Origin of the sequence: Cohnella rhizoplanae, from assembly GCF_948329515.1 — a bacterium.
GTDB lineage: Bacteria > Bacillota > Bacilli > Paenibacillales > Paenibacillaceae > Cohnella > Cohnella rhizoplanae.
This window is the reverse complement of the sequence record NZ_CAOJCN010000003.1, coordinates 12,147-33,340: the sequence shown is the minus strand read 5'-3', so window position 1 is coordinate 33,340 and position 21,194 is coordinate 12,147. Positions and strand designations below refer to the sequence as shown.

Here is a 21,194-nt window from a genome sequence, read left to right as displayed (position 1 = left end):
TTAAGCTACTTTGGAAGGGGTATTCGCATGCTGAAGGCTATCGTGCATACGGACTGGACGACGGGAACGATCAACAAAAATATTTACGGTCACTTTTCCGAGCATCTCGGCCGATGCATCTACGAAGGATTGTGGGTCGGAGAGGATTCGCCGATCCCGAATACGGACGGTATCCGCAACGACGTGCTGGAGGCGCTGCGCGAGCTCAAGGTTCCGGTACTGCGCTGGCCGGGCGGCTGCTTCGCCGACGAATACCATTGGAGAGACGGCATCGGTCCGCGGGAGACCCGCAAGCGCATGATCAATACGCATTGGGGCGGCGTCGTGGAGAACAACCACTTCGGCACGCACGAATTTTTCCGGCTGTGCGAGCTGATCGGCGCGGAACCTTATATCTGCGGCAACGTAGGCAGCGGGTCGGCCCAGGAAATGTCGGAATGGCTCGAGTACATGACCTTCGACGGCGAATCGCCGCTCGCCAATCTCCGGAGACAGAACGGCCGCGACAAGCCTTGGAAACTCAAATACTTCGGCGTCGGCAACGAAAACTGGGGCTGCGGCGGCAACATGCTTCCCGAGTTCTATGCCGATCTGTACAGGCAGTTCCAGACATACTGCAGACAGTACGGAGACAACAAGCTGTACAAAATCGCCGGCGGGGCGAACTCGGACGATTATCGGTGGACGGATGTGCTGATGAAGAAGGCCGCCGGCCAGATGGACGGACTAAGCCTGCACTACTATACGGTTCCCGGCACGTGGCAGGAGAAAGGCTCGGCGACGGAATTTGAAGCGTCCGACTGGGAAATCACGATGCGCAAAGCGCTTCATATGGACGAGCTGCTCACCAGGCACGGCACGGTCATGGACCAATACGATCCGGAGCGGCGCGTCAGCCTGATCGTCGACGAATGGGGCACATGGTTCGACGTCGAGCCGGGTACCAATCCCGGATTTTTGTACCAGCAGAACACGATGCGGGACGCGCTCGTCGCCGCCGCGCATCTGCATATTTTCCACAAGCACGCTCATCGCGTCCAGATGGCGAACATCGCCCAGCTCGTCAACGTGCTGCAGGCGGTCGTGCTGACCGAGGGAAACCGGATGTTGCGTACGCCGACGTACCATGTGCTTAAAATGTACGCCGTCCATCAGGACGCGGAGGCGCTGGCCCTTCATGGGGAGTTCGGCAGCTTCAGCTCCGAAGGCGGACAGCCGCTGCCGCATGTCGGCGCGACGGCTTCCAAGAAGGACGGCGTCGTTCATGTCAGCCTCTTCAATATGCATCCGTCGGAGGACGCGAGCGTCAAGCTCGAGCTGCGAGGCGCCGATGCCGCGTACCACGAAGAAGCGTACGTATTGGCCGGCGACGCGATAGGCGCGCACAATACGTTCGACGAGCCCGACCGCGTCGTGCCGAAGCCGCTTCAGATCGCCGGACAGGATGGCGGCTATCAAGTTCGATTGGCGCCGGCGTCGGTGGCTACGATCAGCTTCAAGCCGAAGGCTTGAACCTTGCGGCAGCTGGCTGCTCACACAAAAGGTACAGTCTCTAGGGGACCAAGAGACTGTACCTTTTTGTCGATGTACGAGTAAGTTAAGGAAAGATAGGGATACACGATAAAAATAGAACCGCTGCAAGCGAATGGAATTAGCTCGTCGTAATTTGCAAATAAGGCTTACCGGTCGCCGCATCCTTGGAAAACATTTGCGCACCCGAGGCTAAATTGCATATCATGATCAAGGTTATTTTCCCATCCGTCGTATTTTGAACCAAGTTGGTCACATTATAGCTCTTAGGTGCCATGGTCGTGGATAGGATGGCGGTAGGCGACTGAAGCGTCCTGCCCGATGTCGGCTTATTGTTCCAAGTAATGCCGGACTCCGTCCATGAATCGTTCGCGGTCGAATAGGCATACATCTGGATCGGAACGGAGAGCGATTGAGCCGTAACATTTAAGGTGGCTGCCGTTACCGTCCCGTAAATGCCGGTTATATCGAACTTGAGCCACGTTTCCTTGGTATCCCTCGCGACTTGGAGAAAAGTATTGGCAGCGCTGTCATAGTTTATCGTCGGATGGGCCGAATCCACGTAAGAATCTTCGCTGGCAACAATCGTATAGGTGACAACCGGTGCCGGCAAAAAATTCACGGTATAAGTGTTGATCGTCGTACCGTCTTGTGCGGTAACCACGACCGTTGCGGAACCGGGAACCGCTCCTGCCTGCGTGACCGATACGGTCGCATGGGCCTCGTTTGCAGTAGCCGACACCGCTGGCAACGTCAATCCCGAAGACCTCGTAAGGTTGTAGGTGAGCGTTCCGCTTGCGAAGCTCGGCACCGTAACGCCATCGACCTTCAAAGCGCTTAACGTTGCATCGCTGGAAACGGTCAATGCACTGGGGGTAATGGTGTAAGTGCCCGCTGCTCCGCTAAAATAGAGGGCGCCTTCGCTTGCAGCCACCTCATAATCCGTCGAAGTCCCTCCATATGGCGTTACCGTCCATGTGCCCGGCGCCAGATCCGTCAACAAGTAGTTGATCGTCGATTCCGTACCCGGAGCAGTAAAAGTAAACGAGCTGTTCACTTCATCTCCGTCTTTTCCGAAAAGGACGACCTTGTCCCGAACCTTCCCGCCTACCATTTTGGCGGCTGACAGAACCGCGTTGTCCGTAATGTAGGTAGCGGTAACCGGTTCCGTTGAAGCCCCCATCACTTGGACGACATTCAGGAAGTAATCCGTATTGTTCGTTGCGGAACTCGGAGATACTTCAACACGGTATTGCCCTCCTTCGGTCGTGGAATTGACGGTAGGCAATGCCAAATAGTTGGTACCGTTCACGTAATGCTCGAAACCCGATCCGCCAATCTTCGTAATGGATGCGCTCGCCGGCAGAAGCGTCGTATTGACAAGCTTGCCGTTGTAGCCATGGTCGGTTCGCGTAATCGTTGCCGAATTCCCGCTGATGCTCGGATCCGTCTGACTGTGCAGCAGCCATGTTTTTTTGAAGCTCGCGTTCGATGCCGTTAATTTGTCATAAACAAACATCAATGCCGGGTATGTCGTATTCTTATTGTTCAGAAACACCATCGAACGCTTATAGTCCGATACTTTGGAAGAATAAGCTTTGGTGATGTCCCCCTTGATATAACTGTAATCCGGTTCAATCGCATTCGGTCCGATGGCTGATTGGAGTACGCTTGCCACCTCATATCTTTTGGCGGGGTTCAGCAATTCGTTTAACGATTTGGGTTCTAGCAAGTTATTCGGCAGTCTCTGTCCGCCGTCATTTACAAATCCGGACACGGTCGGCTCGCCAGGGTCATATACGAGCATCGAGTTGTGAGCGATAGTGCGCTTGTGATAGTTTTTATCATGAGCCGTAAAGTAGGTCGTATTGGCCGACGTGCCCGTCGACTGGTAAATACCCGAATCGATTGCAAGGCCGCCCTTGTAATAGATCTCGAAACTTCCCGCATCCAAATGCTGATGGTTGGCAAAATACATGCCGCCGATTCTCATCTCGGCCACGACTGTATCGGAAGCCATGTTTACGCCGTCCGGAGCGTCCGCATCCCACCCCGTTCGTGCGATCATTTCACCAACCCCTCCTCCAAACCGTTTAGTCAGCGGCAAAACGCCTTTGGTGGCAGCGGTCAAATCCGGATCGGCGAACAAAACTCTGAAAATATCTTCAATCTGATAGTTTCCGTGGCCCGGCGTATATTCTTCCAGAAACTCGCCTTTAAGAATGGGATCTCGATAATAATGAGCCGTCAAAAACAAAGCGGGTATATCGTCAGACCAATAAGTGCCGTAAGGATAGTTTGGCGATGTGGCTACAAAATTATCTCCGTCACGGGTCAATTGCCCATCAGGACGACGCATATAGAGATACTGATAAGGCATTTTAGCCTGTTGAGCGTTAAAAACATCTCCGGCTCCCATCCTCTTGAACAGCCAAGCCGCATACATATCCCATGAAAATCTGTACATTCCATAGGAGTCGCCCTGCGGTTGATACTCTGCCGCGTACATATAATTGCGTGCCGGAATGTACTCCTGAAAAAATCTTCCTGCGGCGATATCATAAATATTCGTATTTTCATCATAGGCGGCTACTGCAAACGAAAGCATATCGCGCAGCAACTCTGCTTCGCTGCCATGACTGGTCAGGCTGCTCTCTCCGGTGGGAGGATACCCGATCTCCATGCTGGCCGCGAATGATACGACCCGCTTTCTCCAATCCAATTTGATCGCGCTCGTCAGCGCGCTATGATTGTAGCACCAATCATAAACAATGGCCGCTGTCAAAATCACATTGCCGATATTTCTGCTATCTTGATTGGCCGGAACGAATGTATTCATGTAGTTGTTCATATAAGTGACCGCTTTTTGACCGGCAGCCAAATTCCCGTCGACCAGATACAGCATCGCATTGTCTTTGATTATGGTGAGGATGGTATCGTTATAGTTGGTACCTCCCGCTGGCGGAACGGCTAGGCTTCCGTTATTAGCCGCCGTATTCGCCGCTGTGTTGACGATGCGATTCCATACGTCTGCCGGCGACGCAAGCTCGCCGCGGTGCAGGTTGGAGCTGATTTCCGCGAGGTCGCCGCTGCGAACGAACAGACGAGGATGAACCCCTGCTGGCGGCGTAATGGGGGGCGGCGTGTAAGGATTCGTATAAATGGTTTCCGACGGGTCAGCTGCCAGTCCGTCCCCCGGTGCGACGAAAGCGATCGAAGCAGCCGCGACGATGCCGATCAATAAGCGTTTCAGAAGCGCATTGATAGTTATGGTCATAGCATGTTCTCCTTTATCCTCGATTGGTTGCTCCTTCTAGCCGATAAATCCACCCATCATGCCGAAATGCAATCGCTACCAAATTTATTTGCATCGATTCAGGTAGGAACGTGATGGTAACTCCCTACCTGAATCTTGCCAAATTAAGGATCTTTACTTGCTGGAGGTTGCGGAGGCGTACCATTCATTTACTTCTGCGGTAATTTGGTCGCCGCCCATTTCCTTCCACTTCTTCACGAAATGATCGAATTCGTCGACGGACGCCTGATTGTAAACGATCTTGATGAACGTTTCATTTTCAAGCTTGATGAGCGCTTCCTGCTTTTCTTTCATCGTTTCCGTCTGGGCGCCCATGAACAAATTGCTGATGGAGGCGTCCTTCTGATCCGCCAGCACCTTGGCCGAGTACCAGTTGTTCGACAGCTCCGGATTCGCTTTTTCCTCATCGGTGGCAATGTTGTAGTATTGATATTCAAGCGGCTTTTCCGGTTTATTGCCGTCGACGAAGCCCTTGCGGATTTCCAGCACGCGCTGCGGATCGATCATATCGGACTGGGTCAAAAAGTACTTGTAGACGCTGTAGATTTTTCCGTCCGGGAAGTCTTTAATATTTTTGCTGCCCATGCCGTCCTTCAAGACATAGTCGTAGCCCTCAGCCCATCCGTTAGCATACTTGCTGTCCGCCGCTGGATCCGCATATTCGGTCAGCTTGTTGAGGTAGAGCATCAGGGCGTCCATGTGTTGGAAATCCTTGCTCACGACCAGCGCGCCTGTCGTGGGGCTCGTTCCTTGACGTCCGGCTTTGCCCGAAGGGCCTGCGGGAATCGGGAAGGGTCTGACTTTGGCATCCGGCTTGTTGGCCAGCAGCACGTTTTTGATCGGCCAGCCGCCCATCCACGAAGGTCCGCCGATGATGCCTGATTTTTCCGAAGTAAACAGTTCCGAAGCCTTCGTTTCATCCAGCAGGCCCGCATCCGAAGAGATGTAGCCTTTTTTGAACCAATCCTGCAGCTTGGCGAGCGCTTCTTTAGTTTCCGGTTGAACGGAGCCGTATTCCAGCTTGTCTCCATGCCACTTGTTCCAATACGTAGGGATGACGCCGTAGCCCCCAAAAATCCAACTTGCATCCGCCATCCAGGTGACAAAGCCGTTTTTCAAGCTGAGCGCAAGCGGCGGATTTTTGGGATCCTGCTTGTGCAATGCTTCCAGCAGCTGATCGAGCTCGTCGAAATTGGTCGGCGCCTGCATGCCGACCTTCTCCATCCAATCCGTGCGCATCCACAGCACAGGATCCGAGGCCATGGCACTGCTCAAGATCGGGATGCCGTAGTTGCCGCCGTCCTTGGCGACTTGATACCAGTAGGACGGATCTTGACTATAGATCGACTTCAACTGTTCCGACGCATATTGGTTAAAGGCTTCCGTCACATCCATCAGCTTGCCGGAATCGATAAGCTCGGAGAGAAGCTGCTTGTCGTAAATCAGCATGACGTCGGGGAGCTTCTGGTTGGCCGAAAGACTGAGCCGGATTTTGTTCGCGCATTGGTCGGCCGCAGTCGTGTAATTGTACTTGAGTTCGATGCCCAGCTCATCCTTCGCCCATTTCGTATGAACGTTGTTTTCGATCGTTTCTCCGTCCTTGTATTGCACCGTCGGGTCGATGCACCCGATCGTCGAGATCGTCACCGGCGGATCGAATTTTCCCTTGGCCAGGCCGCTGTCCTCGGCCGGAGCCGACTCGCTCGCCTGGCTGCTTGCGGAGGGAGTTTCGTTTGACGCAGCTGAACTGCTGTTGCTGTTGTTATTTCCCGAACACGCCGAAAGCGCGCCCAGCATAAGCACCATTGCCGCCGAGAGCAGCAAGCCTTTCCGCTTCTTGCGAATCATGTACATCTTCCCCTTCAAATTGTGATTTCGTTTTCATCATCATCATACAAACATCGTTAACCGTAAAACAGAACGCAAATTTAGGATTCGATATGTTATTTTAGTCAACTTTTAATCGCGCAAAGTCGCCTCTCCAACGTTCGAAAAGGCGACTTTGTACGCAAATATGGTCAAGCGTCACGGAATTCCTGGGGCGTGACGCCGAATGTCCGCTTGAACACCTTGATAAAATGCGGGGGATTCATATACCCGACCTGGCTACTGATCTCATAAATGCGATCCGTCGTATGCTTGAGCAAATACGCCGCTTTCTCCATTTTCAGCCGGGTCACGTAGTTGCTTACATTTTCGCCCGTCTCGGATTTGAAGATCTGCGACAAGTACACGGGATGCAAATGAATATGCTTCGAGATGGTCTGAAGGGTCACGTCCTCGGCCAGATATGACTTGATGTAATCCTGAATTTGCGAAATAATGACGGCCTTGTTGTCCTTGGTATGGCGATTCAAATCTTCAAAAAATGTATTCGTTACTTGCAGCGCCCAATCCCTTAGCTGCTTGATGCTCAAAAAAGGCTTTCTTGAAACAAAAGGCTCATAATCCTCCTGTAGCAGCTCGTCCAATCGCGTTCCGTTTTTATGCGCCGCATACAGAAAAGCGGCGGATACGCTGAAAAAAACCTCCATCAGATGTTCGTGCGAATCCTTCCAGCGTCCTTCGAGTTCTTCCATGACGGCTTTGATCTTATTTATCGCCGGCTCCTGCTTCCCCGTATCGAGAAGCTGCATCAAGGTTGGCTGCTCGTACAGCACCTTCAGCGATCGAACGGGCGCGTCTTGCGGCGTGCCGGACAACGACAGGAAAATTTCCTGATCGTTCCCGACCACTCTGCGGATCGACGCCACGCCATTTTGATACAAGTTCATCACGTCGTCGGGGAATTGCCCCTTTTGGCTTAGCACCAGCGAGATTTTTCCTTGCAAAAACTTGCTGACGTTCTCCTGAAATTGCACGCTCATATGCTCGAGAAGCGTCTGCGTTCCCGCATCCGATTGCTGCCCGAGCGCTTGCCGTTGCGCTTCTTTACGTTTGCTCGGCTTGACCATGAATACGAGATAATCGTACGCATCTTCACCGATCCAAAGGTCGAAATGTTCCCCGATCGTTTCCTCGGCGATATTGTTGATTGCATATTCGAACAAGGCGTAGCTCTCGATGTCCAAGCTCGCAAAATCCTCTTCCCGGCGCACGACGATCATCCATACTTCATCCCCTTTGCGAAAAGGCAATTGAAGCATGTCGAGCCTGTACAGCAGATTCTCGTCCTTGAATCCTTTCCCTTTCATCAGATCGTCCATCAGCTTGGCCCGCAGCAAAGGCGTATGCTCCCTAAGCGTCGCCGATGCTCGCTGCAAGGATGTGATCTGAGACCACTCGGCCGTCAGCTGCTCCGTCATCCGGCGGACCGCCGTGAACACTTCCTCGTCGCTGGCCGGTTTGAGCAAATATTCGACGACCTGCGAAGACATCGCTTGTCTGACATAATCGAAATCCGCATAGCCGGTATGCACGATGCATTTCGTCCGTTTGTTGAAGCTGCGTATTTTTTCGATCAGCTCCAGCCCGCTCATCTCCGGCATCCGGATATCCGTCAGAACCACATCAATGCTGTACATATTCAAAATTTGCAGGGCTTGCATAGCGGAGTAAGCCTTGTGAATATGTCCGATGCCGGCTGACGACCATGCGATCGTCTCCGCCAGCGTGTCCGCCACCAAGCGTTCATCATCGACAACAAGCAGGTTATACATTCTTCTCTCTCCTCGTTCTTTTATTTCGGCCAATGAAGAGTGACCTTAAGACCGCCGAGCTCCGAATGCTCGCATAGAACGCCCGCATGGCCGCCGTGCTGCAGCTTGAGACGCTGCGCCACATTCCACAATCCGCACAATTGCTCATCGTTGTTGGCACGGGATATTTTCCGGTTCAACGCCTCTATCTGCTGCTTCGGCATTCCCGGTCCATTGTCTTCGATGCAGATCCGGAATTGATCCTCGCCTTCTTCGCCGCGGATTCGAATCAATCCGGGCTTCGTGAAGTGGTCGATCCCGTGCACGATCGCATTCTCAACGACCGGCTGGATAAGCAGCCGGGGAATCTCAAGACGCTCCATCCGTTCGGGCATGTCCGTTTCATAGCTCATCCCGTGTTTTCGCAGCTTGTGAATCTCTAAATAATTGCGAATCAATGCGATCTCTTCCGAGAGCGGCGTATTCGGCTTTTCCAGCCTTGTCGCATTGCGATAATAGGCCCCCAGGTTCAAGCTCATCGACACGGCCGCATCTTCATCGCCCATCTTCACGCTATTGCGAATGAAGTTCAGGCTGTTGTACAGAAAGTGAGGATCGATCTGCGACTGCAGCTGCTTCAGCGTCGCTTCCTGCAGACGGATTTTCGACGCGTATTCCTGTTCGATCAGCGCCTTGATCTGCTTGGCCATGGCGTTGAACTGCTGAATAAGAAAATGAAACTCGTTATTCGGCCGATAACGGATTTGCGTCGAATAGTCTCCTCTCATCATCGACCTCACGGCGTTTACAAGCTTCAAAATCGGCGCTTGTACATTTTTGTAGATCATGAATGAAAGCGAGAAGCCGATGAGCACCAGAATGCCGACGGACGCGAAAAAGATTTGGCTCGATTTCTTGATCGGCGCCAAGATCTCGTCGAGCGGCACATAGTCGATCAAATACCAGCCGAGCGTATCCGAGCGTTCGTAATTGACCAAGTATTTGTTTCCTTTCATTTGCAGCGACATGCTGCCGGACGCTTCCAAATTGCGATTATGGATCTCGGATAACAGAATGTTCGTCAAAGTCTGATCGGGGGAGGCGTTGGTGATCGGCTGGAATCCCGTCCTGTACAGCAGCGGATCGTTGATATTGTCGCCGTTCTTGAACTGATCCAGCATTTTGACGAGGTTGCTCGAAGCGAACGAAACCTCTGTAATGACGTGGTAAGAAGCAACCGGATTGCCCGGCGAAATGGAGGGCTCGCTGAAATGTCGGAGGAAATAACTGTCGTTCCCGTAATTGCTGTCGGCAGGATGCAAGGTCCAATCGGATTCCAGCCGGCTGTCGATCGTTCCCGCTTCGAACGGGCCGGACCCGCTATTAGATACCTTTTCTTTGAGCCGCGGGGCATAAACCGTGAATGCGTTGTTCCAGTTCATCGAAGAGCTGAACAGCTTCAATTTTTCCTCCAGATTAGAGACGATAAAATATTTGTCGTACGGATTTTGAAAATAGGTGGAGTTGATAAACGTGCGGACGGACGAGTCGCGGTTCAGCGTAAGCGCGAACGTAGACAACTGCTCCGTCGTCGCATCGAGCTGGTGAATCAACAGCGCAAGGTTCGTTTGCGCCGATTTCTCGATTTCGTTTCGCGACACCGAATTTCCGATGCTGTACGAATAAATATTCAATCCGATGAGCGGCAGCAGCATGCAGATCAGAATCAGATTGATTTTGTTATGCAGATTGAACCTCGCCAATATCCCCAATCCCCCCCGTTTATTTTCACTAAGAAAACATATCGAATCTTAAAACAGGATTATATATCGGCTGTGTCCTACATGTTACTGTATGGAAGCGGCAAAAGAATACAGAAAAATAAAAAGCAAGAGAGGAATTGAACCGATGGCTAAAAAAAATACCGTTCTCTATCTGATGCTGATCCCCGGGATCCTGTTGACCTTTATTTTTAACTATTTGCCGATGGGCGGGCTCATCATCGCCTTCCAGAAATTCAAGCCGTGGCTCGGCTTTACGGGCTCGCCCTGGGTCGGCTGGGATAACTTTCGGTTAATGTTTGAGCGGGAAGACAGCCTGCAGGTCATAGGGAACACCTTTGCCATCGCAGGTTTGAAGATGCTCTCCAATTTGGTCGTTCCCATCGTATTTGCCCTGCTTCTCAACGAAGTTCGTCAAATGTTTTTCAAGCGTGCGATCCAGACCCTCGTTTATTTGCCGCATTTTTTATCCTGGGTCATCCTGGGCGGCATCCTTCTCGACATGCTTTCCTCGCAGGGTTTGATTAATGGCATGCTTTTGCCGGTGTTCGGCATCGATCGGCCGATCCAGTTTTTGGGGGACGGGAACTGGTTCCGCGCAGTCGTTGTCGCCAGCGACACTTGGAAGGAGTTCGGCTTCTCGACGATCGTTTTTCTCGCCACGCTGGCCGGGATCAACCCCGCCTGGTACGAAGCCGCCGAAGTCGACGGCGCTTCGCGCTGGAAGCAAACTTTGCATATTACGCTGCCTTCGATGATTCCGATCATTACCGTCGTCGGAACCTTGTCGCTCGGTAATATTTTAAACGCCGGCTTCGACCAAATTTTCAATTTGTATAATCCGCTCGTTTATGACAAGGGCGATATTATCGATACTTTCGTTTACCGAATCGGTGTGCTAAGCGGGCAGTTCGGTTTAGGCACGGCGGTCGGATTGTTCAAATCGTTTGTCGGATTGGTGATGATCGTCACCGCATACCGCCTGGCCTACAAGCTCGCGAACTATCGAATTTTCTAGAGGGGAACGATTGTACATGTATCACAAAACGAAATCCTACCGCGTGTTTTATGTATTCAACCTGACTTTTCTGCTGGTCACTTCGCTCGTTTGCCTGCTTCCGATCATCCATGTGTTATCCGTATCTTTAAGCTCCGCATCGGCGGCAGGAGCGAATATGGTTTCGCTGTGGCCGGTTGGCTTTACGCTCGAGTCGTACAAACAAACGCTGGGGAACAGCGCCTATATCAGCGCATTCGGCATCTCGGCCATTCGGGTCGTGTTGAGCGTAAGCCTTGGTATGCTCGTCACGGTCCTGACTGCTTACCCACTTTCTAAAATCGATTCCGGCGGATTAAAGGGCGGTAAGTTTTTCGCCTGGTATTTCGTGTTTACCATGCTGTTCAGCGGCGGACTTATCCCAGCTTACATTCTTATCCAAAGGCTTGGTCTGATGAATTCGATATGGGCGCTCGTTCTGCCGGGGCTTGTCGTCAGCTGGAACATCATTCTGATGCTCAATTTTTTCCGAACGATCCCGCGGGAACTGGAGGAAGCGAGCCTGATGGACGGGGGTGGGCATCTGACGACGCTGTTCCGCATCTATGTTCCCGTCTCGCTTCCCGCCATCGCGACCATTTCATTGTTCATTGCGGTAGGGCAATGGAACGCTTGGTTTGACGGTCTCATTTACATTTCAGAGCAGCATAAGTGGCCGATGAGCACGATGCTTCAGGCTTTGATTGCGTTGCCGCTACAGAGCAACCTGGGCACGATTACAGGCGAAGACGCCGCCAACTTCTCCGAGCGGACGATCAAATCCGCTAAAATCTTTATCGGCGCGCTTCCCATCTTGGCTGTTTACCCTTTCCTGCAGCGCTTTTTTATAAACGGTATCGTAGTTGGGGCGGTTAAGGAATAAACCATGGTGAATGACTACATTTACAAATTCAAATCAAACAAAAAAACTCTTGAACTGTCGCAAGGACAAGTTCAAGAGCTCGTTCATAAGTAGGGTGGTGCGGTCGAGAGGACTCGAACCTCCACGGGGGGTTAGCCCACTGGAACCTGAATCCAGCGCGTCTGCCAATTCCGCCACGACCGCATATCGAATCTTGAGCAGTTGCCTTTTCAAGACGATAGATTAGATTATACAGGTCGCAGGCTCGATTGTAAAGTCTCGATTTGAAGTTGATGGAGCAGATGTCTCTAGGACGACACCCGTCCGTCGTGATCCATTCGCTAATGCCTGATCATGCAAAAAACTCCCGAACAGTCATAACGACCGTTAGGGAGTTCATCATTCTAAAGGGTGGTGCGGTCGAGAGGACTCGAACCTCCACGGGGGGTTAGCCCACTGGAACCTGAATCCAGCGCGTCTGCCAATTCCGCCACGACCGCAAATGCTCTTGCCGGGAAACTCCAACGCTTGTCCGCAAGGAGCGCAGCGCCTCATGTTCCGCAATCACGAGACTCATAATATCACGCGCAGGAAAGCCAAGTCAAGCGCGTCCGCAAAGTTCTAATTTTCAGTTATTTGGTTCATCCGGTTCGCCGACATCCTCTAGCTCGTACGGCGCGCCCTCCATGACCGGCGACTGCCTCGGCTCCGAGGCGGGACCGATCGCATAGCTGCGCCGCAGCTTCACGACGCGCCTGTTGGGACGCCTGATCAGCACGAAGTCATCGTCCCAGGCGACGACGATGCCGCGCACGTCGTTGATCTGGAGCGCATCCCGTACGACGCGTACCTTAATTCCCTCCAACCGGTATTGATCCAGCTGTTCGTCGCTGATGGCCATGACTGCCTCCTTGTGGCATACCTGAAATATAACGCTGACCCATATAAACAAGGACCCGCACAAGACGGCTGTCTCGTCGGGTCCTCCCGCTATTCAACGCCGCAGCTGCTCAACCGACATGCTCCCGCGATTCGTTCGTCTCGTACCAGTAATCCAGCACCTTGCTCGACATCACGCGGCCGCGCACGTACTCGGCCTGACGCTCCGTGAACTGCTCCGCCCAGGAGATCTCCAGTTCGTCGCACAGCTTCACGATCGTGAGGAGCTCCGACCATGCCACATAACGCTTATACCAGAAAAACTGCGGATGCTCGATCATATAAGGATAAAGGTCGTCGAACTCCGTATGCTTGCAGTCGAGCGCGCGCTCGAAATGGATCTTGGCTTGCTCCAGCTTGTCGACGAAAAACTGCCGCGATACATTCATGTCTCCCATTTGCTGCTCGCCTCCCTCTGCACTTAGCCTTATTATAGAACAAATGGCATCCCGGCGGGAAGTATTCTCTGAAAGGTTGGGCTTTGGGATTATATTACAATCCGAACGGGCTAGTCCTCGAAAGTTATGGCGTTACCTTCCAAAGAAGAGATCTTAACGAGCGATTCGACTTCGTAGCCGAGCTCTCTCAGCGTCCTGCCCCCCGCCTGGAACGACTTCTCCAGCACGATCCCGATTCCGGCTACGGTGCTGCCCGCTTGCTCGAGAATCTTGAGCAGCCCTCTGGCCGCGTCCCCGTTGGCGATGATATCGTCGATGAACAGTACTCTGTCCTCCGCCTTCAGCAGGTGGCGCGATACGAGCAGATCGGTGACGATCCCCTTGGTAAAGGAAGGCACCCGCTCGCAGTAGGCATCCGGTTCGTTAAGAAGCGTCTTTTTGCGCCGGGCGAACACGAGCGGCAGGTTCATTACGAGCGCCGTGGCGAAGGCGACCGGTATGCCCGACGCCTCGATCGTGATTACCTTCGTGATGTCCCGTCCTTCGAAGCGGCGGGCGAATTCCTTGCCCAGTTCCATCGTGAGGCCCGGATCGACGCCGTGATTCAGCAGCGAGTCGAGCTTCAGCACGCCCGCGCTCACGACGGTCGCTTCCTCTAAAATCCGTTGCTTCAATATTTCCATGACAATCTCCCCGTCCACTCTTTTCCGAATAAAATACCATATCCCCGCTCGTTCACGCAACATCGGCGCGAGGTTTATCGTTCCCGGGACCATATTCCTCCGCGGCCGGCCTTGCGGGACGTTCAACCCATGCCGATCTGCTCAAATCCGAAGCGCGAAGCAACTTTATCGCCTATTAGCGGGTCCAACTAAATATAGAAAAGAATGTAAGGCGGTGTACGAATGAATGACAGCCCACGGATTGTACGGCAGCTGCGTTTAGGCTTCCTGGCCCTCGGCATCCTCTTGCTGCCTGCCGCATGCAGCAGCGCGCACAGCCCCGAATCCGCGGATGAATCTCCCGCTGCCGCGACTTCCTCCCCCGCATCCGGGAGCCCTGCGCCCGAAGTGTCGGCGCATGCGCATAACGCAGACGCCCCCAAGGAGACTGGCGAAGCGCCTTCGCGGGATCGGCCGGAGCTCGGCGGCATCTCGCTTGGCATGGATCTGACCGACGCGGAAGCCGCAATCGGCGCTTCGCCGGGCGACAGCTACGCGCTGCCCGATGCCGGACGTACGATCTCCATGCGCGAATACGGCGGATTGACCGTCGGTTACGACGCCTCCGACCGGGTCGTATACGTCGAGATCTCGTCGGCGAACATCCGCTCCGGCATTCCTGACGTCGACGTCGGCAGCTCGTCCGCCGACGCCGCCCGCAGATTGGCGCTTAAGGAGGACCCTTCCGCCCCGTCGCTTACGGCCGACGTGCAGGGCGGCATCCTGCGGCTCGATCTCGACCCCGCCACCGGCAAGGTCGTCGCCCTGAAGCTGATCGGACAAGCGCTCGTCTAGCAGACCTCGCCAGGCTTGTCATGGCGCGTCCCGCTCGCTCATAGACTGGGAGAAGGACAGTCATGGACGAGTCGGGGAGGTCCGCTAGCAATGAGGAGATGGGGCTTAAGCCTGCAGGTGGCATTCACCTTCATCGGCACGGTCGTCGGCGCGGGATTCGCGACGGGACGCGAAGTGCTGCAGTTTTTTACCCGGTTCGGCAATTGGGCCGCTCCGATGATCCTCGTATCGACCGCGCTCTTCGTCTGGCTGGGCGCCAAGATGATGCTGATGGCGGCCGAGATGCGCGCCAGATCGTACGAGGACTTGAACAAGCATTTGTTCGGTCCCAGGGCCGGGACGTGGATCAGCCATCTGATGCTCCTCGTCCTGCTGGGCGTGAACGCGGTCATGCTGGCCGGGGCCGGTTCGATTTTCTCGGAGCATCTGAACCTGAGTTATCAGAGCGGGCTGCTGATTACGATGGCCGCCTGCTATTTTTTGCTCCGCAAAGGGATGACCGCGATCATGACGATCAATACGCTCGTCGTGCCGGTCATGCTGATCTTCACGACCGCGCTCGTCGTGGAGACGCTGCGCGGGCCCGGGGCGGAACGCTGGATGACCCTGCCGATGGAGATGTCGCCTTGGGCGGCGATCCTCTCGCCCTTCTTGTACGGCGCCTTCAATCTCTCCATGTCGCAGGCCGTGCTGGTGCCGCTCGGCGCGCGGATCGCCGATCCGGTCATCCTGCGCAGGGGCGCCTGGATGGGCGGCCTCGGCATCGGCGGGATGCTGATCGCCGGCCATATGGCGCTGTCCACGCGCATGCCGGGCGTCTCCCAGTTCGACATCCCCATGGGGGGCATCGCGCGCGAGATCGGGCCGTGGATCCATTGGATATTCGTGTTCCTGATCTTCATGGAGATCTTCACGACGCTCGTCGCGGACATCTACGGTCTGTCGCTTCAGCTGCAGGAACGGGTGAAAATTCCGCTGAACGCGCTTGTCGTGATCGTGCTGCTGTTCTGCTTCGCGGCCGGCCAATTCGGCTTCGGCCCCCTGCTGACGACGCTGTACCCGATTTTCGGCATGCTGAGCTTGGGCTGGGTCATGCTCATGAGCAGGGACCGGGCCCGTCCAACGCCGCCGCCCGCTCCGCCGGAGGGCTTCACGTGAGGGCCGGCGGTTCGTACGGAAGCCCGGCGACGGTAACCGGGTAACGTGGCTTGATACGTCGAGGCCCCGCTTCGCCGGCAGTTCGCGCAGGTATCGCGCATGTCGGCGGAGCGGGGCCTCTTCGGGCTGGGCTGGCTTGGCGCGGTCGGTTCCGGGTATCCCGGCGGCATAGCCTCTTATGCCAGGCTAGAGCCGGCATCCGCCGACGCGGCACCGTCTGCATGTTGCGTGCGGGGCTGCAGCTCCGGCAGCCTCAGCAGCCTCGCATCCTGCATGCCCCCGGACAGCGCCTCGGCCACGTGCCGGTGGCAGGTAAAGAGGAGGAGCTGCCTCGACTGAGCCAGCTCGTTGAGTACGTTCGCGCAGCGCTTGAGCCGCGCCTCGTCGTAGTGGACGAACAAATCGTCGAGCAGCAGCGGCATCGCCTGCTCCCGCGAGGCTGCGCCCGCCAGCGCCAATCGCAGGGACAGGTAGAGCTGCTCCTGCGTGCCCCGGCTCAGGAAGGCGCTGCCCACCGCTCGGCGATCCACGGTCTCCGCGATCAGGTCGGCCGCGTCGCCGGGCACCGAGATACGCGCGTACCTGCCCTCCGTCAATTCCGCAAAATAAGCGGACGCCTGACGGAGCACGGCGGGCTGGCGCTCCTCCTCGAACGCGACGCGCGTGAGGCGGATGAGCTCGGCAGTTACGGCGAGGAGCGCATAGCGCTCCGCCAGCCGGTCCAGTTCGGCCTGGAGCTCCTCGAGCTCGAGCGCCTTCTCTTCGGTCTCGGCTTCGCGGCGCAGCCGCTCGAGCTGCTCCGCCAGCCGGCCGCGCATGTCCAGCGCCTCCGCGTGCTCCGCCTCGCAGGACGAGAGCGCCTCGCTCGTCCGCTCCGCCAAGAGAGCGAGCGCAGCCTCGTCCTGCGCCTCCAGCAGGCGCAGCAACGCCTGCAGCTCGGCTTCGCCTCGGCCGGCGGACAGCCGCAGCTCCGCCTCCCTGCGCTCCCGCCGCAGCGCGCGGCGGCGTTCGTCCGCGACGAGGCGAAGCGCGTACGCGTCTTCGCTCCCGGCGCCTGCCGCCTGAACGGCGGCGGCCACGGCAGCCTCGGCGACGGCGAGCGCGGACCGCGCGTCCGCCTCGGCGGCAGTCGCCTGACGGATCCGCTCCTCAAGCCGTCGGGCCGCGGCGGCACGGTCCAGCTGCGCTCGCGCTTCGCGAAGCAGCAGCTTCACCGCGAGGGCGGCGTCCCGGCCCGCGTGAGCCGCGGGCGGGCACGCGGCGAGCAGCGCCGCAGCCTCCGCCTCGAACGCCACGCGTTCGGCGCGCAGCGCATCATAACGCGCCGCGAGCCTCGCACGCTGCCGCAGATGCTGCAGCGCCTGCTCGGCGAGCTGGCCGAGCTCCGGCAGCGCGCTCGGCTGCAGATGCGACGGCAGCTTGCGGGCCGCCAGCCAATCGGACCATTCCGCGCGTATGCCGCGGACTGCCGATTCGGTCTCCGCCAGCTCCGCTTCGGTGCCGGCCAGCTCGCGGGCGAGCGCTTCTCTGCGCGCATGCCGGTCTGCGCGCCGTCCCTGCTCCGACTCGGCTTCGGCCAGCCGGTCTAGCTCGCGGTAGACCTCCTCCCGCAGACGAAGCCGCAATTCCGGGTCGCCTACATACGTCCATCCGTCGCCAAGCGCTCTTCGCCCCGCCTCGGCTGCTCCAAGCGCCGAAGTGGCCGCCGCCTCGGCTTCCTGCTCCTCGAGCAGCTGCTTCAGCGCCTCGCCTGCCAGCCGTCTCGTCCGCTCCTCCGATTCCCGGGCCGCGGCCAGACGCCGCGCGGCGGCGTTCGCGGCGGCGGTAGCGGCTTGCGGATGAACGCCCGAACCCGGCGCCGCCGCCGGCCGCCGCGCCATCGCCGCCGCACCCCCGGCGGCGACGGCGAGCACCGCCGCCAGCGCGGCATACGCGATCTGCCCTTCGTCCGCGGCGAACGCGGCGACCAGCGCCGCCAAGGCGCCGATGCCCGACAGCAGCGCGACCCCGTACATGCGCGTCGCGTGCTCCGCCCGATCGTGCCGCCTGGAGCGGCTGCGCCCGTCGGCACGGCTCCCGGTTCTGCCGCGTCCCGCAGCTCCGCTCCGATCGTATTCGCCCTCGGCACGTTCGGGACGTCGGGCAATCTCGGCAGCTTCAACCGCTTCGACCGCCGTTTCTTCGGCCGCAGCCGTCGCCCACTCGAATTCGCGCCGCGCGGACTCCGCCGCCTGGAGCGCGTCGTCCAGCCGGTGCCAGGCCCGCAGCAGCGCCTCCCGCGTGTCGGGCCTGAAGCGCCAGACACTGCGAGCTTGCGCTTCCCGGCCCCCGCGGCGGTCCGCCTCCAGGTCGAACGCCGCCAACTGACGCCGCAGACGCTGCGCCTCCGCCGCGAGCAGTTCGCGCCTGCGCTCCGCTTCCGACCAACGATCGCCGATCCCGCGCGCTTCCTCCCGGTCCGCCAAGGCGGCAGCGGCTTCGGCATCCGCCTCTCCCCAGCCGGGACCGAGCCGCAGCAGCGCCGCGGCCGCCGCTTCCTCGGCCATGCGCATGTCCGACTCGAGTCCGGCCCATTCGCCTCGCCTCGCCTCCAACGCGTCGCCGCGCAGCTCCATCGCGGCCAGCGCCTCCGCCTGAGCGATCAGCCGCTCGTCCCATGCCAGCCCGGCGCGCTCCGCTGCGAGCGATTCGCATTCGAGCGAAGCCTGTCTCGCCGCAGCGAGCGCCGCATCCCTCCGCTCGCGGAGCTGCTGCCACTCGGCCGCTGCCTCCGCCGGCAGCAGCGAGGCGGCCTGGCCGTCGCCGGTCAGCTCCTGCGCGATCGCCTCTTCCTCGGCGCGGAGCGCGGCGGCGCGCAGCCACCACTCGCGACCGTCCAGCGCTCCCTGGACCTCGGCAGCCTTCGCGCGCAGCCGCGGCAACGACTGCTCGAGCCGCGCCGCTCGCTCGTTCAGCGCCTCCATCCGCGCCAGCGCTTCCTGATAGGCGCCGAGCTCCTGCCGGCCGTGGCGCAGACGGCTCTCCAGCTCCCGGATCCGCGCCAGCAGCTCGCCCAGCTCCTGAACGGAGCCCTTAGGCCGGTAGATCCGGTCCATTTCGGCTCTGAGCTTTTTGCCCGCCGAAGTCAGCGCCGCCCCGCCGGCCATGCCGGCGTGATACAGGAAGTTGCCGATCTCGTCGCCCCTCAGCGACCTGAGCTCGTGAAGCTCGTCCAGGCTGACGGCGTACAGCTGCCTGAACAGCTGCTCCGACACGCCGCCGAGCAGCAGCCGCTCGATCTCGGGCTGCGTGAGATGCCGCTCCCGGCCGTCTTCCTCGCGCAGCACCGCGACAGGACCTCCCTTGCGCTGGGGCACGTCCCCGTACCGCTCTAGGATCCTCTGTCGGCCCTGTTCGTCGCGCAGGACCAGCCTGCCGCCGTGGCGGCCGCCTCCGACGGGCTCGCCCCGCTCGGGCAGCTGCGCGCGCGTCGCGAAGCCGTACAGCATGCTGCGTATAAAACGAAGCAGCGTGCTCTTGCCCGCTTCGTTGGGGCCCCACAGGACGGTAGCGGGCGCGTCGAAACGCAGCCGCACGCCGGCAAGCGGTCCGAAGCCGTCGATATGCACTTCCTCTATGTACACGCGCTTTGCCTCCTTTGCCGCCGTTGCCGCCTTCGTACCCGTCCCACGCCTGCCTTCGTGTCCGCCTTTCGGGCCGGAACGCGCGGCAAACCCAACTCCGTTCCTGCGCTATTCGCCGCCCTCGCGCAGCAGCGCCGCCGCCAGCTCGCCCGCTCGCGCGATGAGCTCCGCGCGCTGCGCCGCGTCGCGCCCGTCCAGCCATTGCCGCAGCTTCGGATGGCGGCGCATCGGCTCCGCCGCCTCGTCGAGCAGCGCCCGCGAAGCGGCGGGGTCGCTAGCCGCCTCGGCCGATAGCCGCAGCAGCTCGCCCAGGAATCCGTCCTCGGCCGCATCCGGGGCCGCGGCCCTGACGCTTCCTGCCTCGAGGGCGATGCGTTCGATCCACACCCAGTCGTCCCGCTCGTCCGGCGATCCGAGCCAGTCCCGCAGCTCCGCCGTCCAAGACTCGGCCTCGCGGTCCCGCAGCAGGCGCTCGAGCAGCGCCCCGCCGCCCGTCAGCCGCAGGCGCAGCACCGACGGCCTCCCCTCGGACTCGCGTCTCGCTTCTTCTGCGGCCTCCAGCAGCTTGTCCTGGAGCGCCTGCTCTCCGTCTTCGGCGCCCAGCCGTACCTCGCGGACGAGCCACCTCACCTCGGACAGCTCCCGGAACGCGAGCGAGATGCGTCCCTGTTCGGATACGTCCACGCGGTACGCGCCCTTCGGACCCGTTTCCCGGATGCTCCGTCCCTGTACGTTGCCCGGATAGACGACATGCGGGTATTCATGCAGAACGCGCCGGTCGTGAATATGGCCGAACGCCCAATAATCGAAGCCGGCGGCAGCCAGCTCCGCCAGCCGGCAGGGCGCATAGTTGTCGTGCCCCTCCAGCCCGTCGATATTGCCGTGCAGCATCGCCAGATGGAAGGGCGCTCCTTCGCGTTTGCGGTAGCGCAGCGCGAGGTTGTCCCTCACGGCCGCCTCCGCGTACGAGATCCCGTACACATGCGCCGCCAGCTCGCCCCCGCGCGTATAAGCCGGTCGGCAGCCGACCTCCTCCGTCCCGAACACATGGACGGCCTCGGGCCATTCGAGCCGCGCGGAGCGGCCTCCCGACGGATCGTGGTTGCCGTGCACGACGAATACCTGCACGCGGGCCTCGGCGAGCTTGCCCATCGCCTTCTGCATCCGCAGCTGCGCACGCAGCGACCGGTCCGCGGCGTCGTACAGGTCGCCGGCCAGCACCAGGAAGTCCATTTCCTCCGCCAGCACGGCGTCCACCAGCTTGTCGAGCGCGTTCAGCGTCGAATTTTTCAATCGCTCCCGGACCGCATAAGGAACCTTGGACAGCCCGCGGAACGGACTGTCCAAGTGAAGGTCGGCGGCATGCATAAACCGAAAAGGCACCTGCATCCTCTCA

The 21,194-nt window shown here is 58.2% G+C and carries 14 protein-coding genes and 2 tRNA genes; 5 read left to right on the top strand and 11 right to left on the bottom strand.

Features of this window, described 5'->3' with window-relative positions:
• Nucleotides 1–27 precede the first annotated feature (27 nt).
• A complete protein-coding gene (locus tag PQG80_RS06980; protein WP_271750534.1) occupies nt 28–1,512 on the top strand; it encodes an alpha-N-arabinofuranosidase in 1,485 nt (494 codons plus the stop codon).
• A 139-nt stretch (nt 1,513–1,651) separates the two neighbouring features.
• Here the strand turns inward: PQG80_RS06980 and hepB are convergent, their stop codons facing one another.
• The 4 genes from hepB to PQG80_RS06960 all read right to left on the bottom strand — a co-directional run bounded on the left by hepB (nt 1,652) and on the right by PQG80_RS06960 (nt 10,247).
• Nucleotides 1,652–4,807: a heparin/heparin-sulfate lyase HepB gene (hepB, locus tag PQG80_RS06975; protein WP_271750533.1), complete on the bottom strand. Its 3,156-nt coding sequence runs from the start codon at nt 4,805–4,807 to the stop codon at nt 1,652–1,654.
• A 153-nt stretch (nt 4,808–4,960) separates the two neighbouring features.
• Nucleotides 4,961–6,694 carry a type 2 periplasmic-binding domain-containing protein gene (locus tag PQG80_RS06970; protein WP_271750531.1) on the bottom strand — a complete coding sequence of 578 codons (1,734 nt, stop codon included), beginning with the start codon at nt 6,692–6,694 and terminating at the stop codon, nt 4,961–4,963.
• 170 nt (nt 6,695–6,864) lie between these two features.
• A complete protein-coding gene (locus tag PQG80_RS06965) occupies nt 6,865–8,505 on the bottom strand; it encodes a response regulator (protein ID WP_271750530.1) in 1,641 nt (546 codons plus the stop codon).
• Between the two features lie 20 nt (nt 8,506–8,525).
• A complete protein-coding gene (locus PQG80_RS06960) occupies nt 8,526–10,247 on the bottom strand; it encodes a sensor histidine kinase (protein WP_271750529.1) in 1,722 nt (573 codons plus the stop codon).
• Between the two features lie 145 nt (nt 10,248–10,392).
• On the opposite strand from PQG80_RS06960, the gene PQG80_RS06955 reads away from it, so the two are divergent.
• Complete coding sequence (locus PQG80_RS06955) at nt 10,393–11,283, top strand: ABC transporter permease (protein ID WP_271750528.1); 891 nt, start codon at nt 10,393–10,395, stop codon at nt 11,281–11,283.
• 16 nt (nt 11,284–11,299) lie between these two features.
• The gene (locus PQG80_RS06950; protein ID WP_271750527.1) at nt 11,300–12,184 is read left to right on the top strand and encodes a carbohydrate ABC transporter permease; all 885 of its coding nucleotides are present in this window, start codon (nt 11,300–11,302) and stop codon (nt 12,182–12,184) included.
• Between the two features lie 95 nt (nt 12,185–12,279).
• On the opposite strand, the gene PQG80_RS06945 is transcribed toward PQG80_RS06950, so the two are convergent.
• The 5 genes from PQG80_RS06945 to PQG80_RS06925 form a co-directional block, all read right to left on the bottom strand.
• Nucleotides 12,280–12,367 (bottom strand) — tRNA-Leu (locus tag PQG80_RS06945).
• A 208-nt stretch (nt 12,368–12,575) separates the two neighbouring features.
• Nucleotides 12,576–12,663 (bottom strand) — tRNA-Leu (locus PQG80_RS06940).
• Nucleotides 12,664–12,791: 128 nt separating this feature from the next.
• On the bottom strand, nt 12,792–13,064 hold the full coding sequence (locus PQG80_RS06935) for a hypothetical protein (protein ID WP_271750525.1): 273 nt from the start codon (nt 13,062–13,064) through the stop codon (nt 12,792–12,794).
• A gap of 109 nt (nt 13,065–13,173) precedes the next feature.
• A complete protein-coding gene (locus tag PQG80_RS06930; RefSeq protein WP_271750524.1) occupies nt 13,174–13,500 on the bottom strand; it encodes a hypothetical protein in 327 nt (108 codons plus the stop codon).
• Nucleotides 13,501–13,610: 110 nt separating this feature from the next.
• Nucleotides 13,611–14,183 carry a xanthine phosphoribosyltransferase gene (locus PQG80_RS06925; RefSeq protein WP_271750523.1) on the bottom strand — a complete coding sequence of 191 codons (573 nt, stop codon included), beginning with the start codon at nt 14,181–14,183 and terminating at the stop codon, nt 13,611–13,613.
• Between the two features lie 222 nt (nt 14,184–14,405).
• On the opposite strand from PQG80_RS06925, the gene PQG80_RS06920 reads away from it, so the two are divergent.
• Together PQG80_RS06920 and PQG80_RS06915 are read left to right on the top strand one after the other, a co-directional pair.
• Nucleotides 14,406–15,017, top strand: coding sequence for a hypothetical protein (locus PQG80_RS06920; RefSeq protein ID WP_271750522.1), 612 nt, complete (start codon nt 14,406–14,408; stop codon nt 15,015–15,017).
• A 90-nt stretch (nt 15,018–15,107) separates the two neighbouring features.
• Complete coding sequence (locus PQG80_RS06915) at nt 15,108–16,175, top strand: YkvI family membrane protein (protein ID WP_271750521.1); 1,068 nt, start codon at nt 15,108–15,110, stop codon at nt 16,173–16,175.
• A 176-nt stretch (nt 16,176–16,351) separates the two neighbouring features.
• Here PQG80_RS06915 and PQG80_RS06910 read toward each other — a convergent pair whose 3' ends face one another.
• Together PQG80_RS06910 and PQG80_RS06905 are read right to left on the bottom strand one after the other, a co-directional pair.
• Nucleotides 16,352–19,798: an AAA family ATPase gene (locus PQG80_RS06910; RefSeq protein ID WP_271750520.1), complete on the bottom strand. Its 3,447-nt coding sequence runs from the start codon at nt 19,796–19,798 to the stop codon at nt 16,352–16,354.
• Between the two features lie 108 nt (nt 19,799–19,906).
• Entirely contained in the window at nt 19,907–21,187 is a 1,281-nt protein-coding gene (locus tag PQG80_RS06905) for a metallophosphoesterase family protein (RefSeq protein WP_271750519.1), read from the bottom strand.
• Nucleotides 21,188–21,194 lie beyond the last annotated feature (7 nt).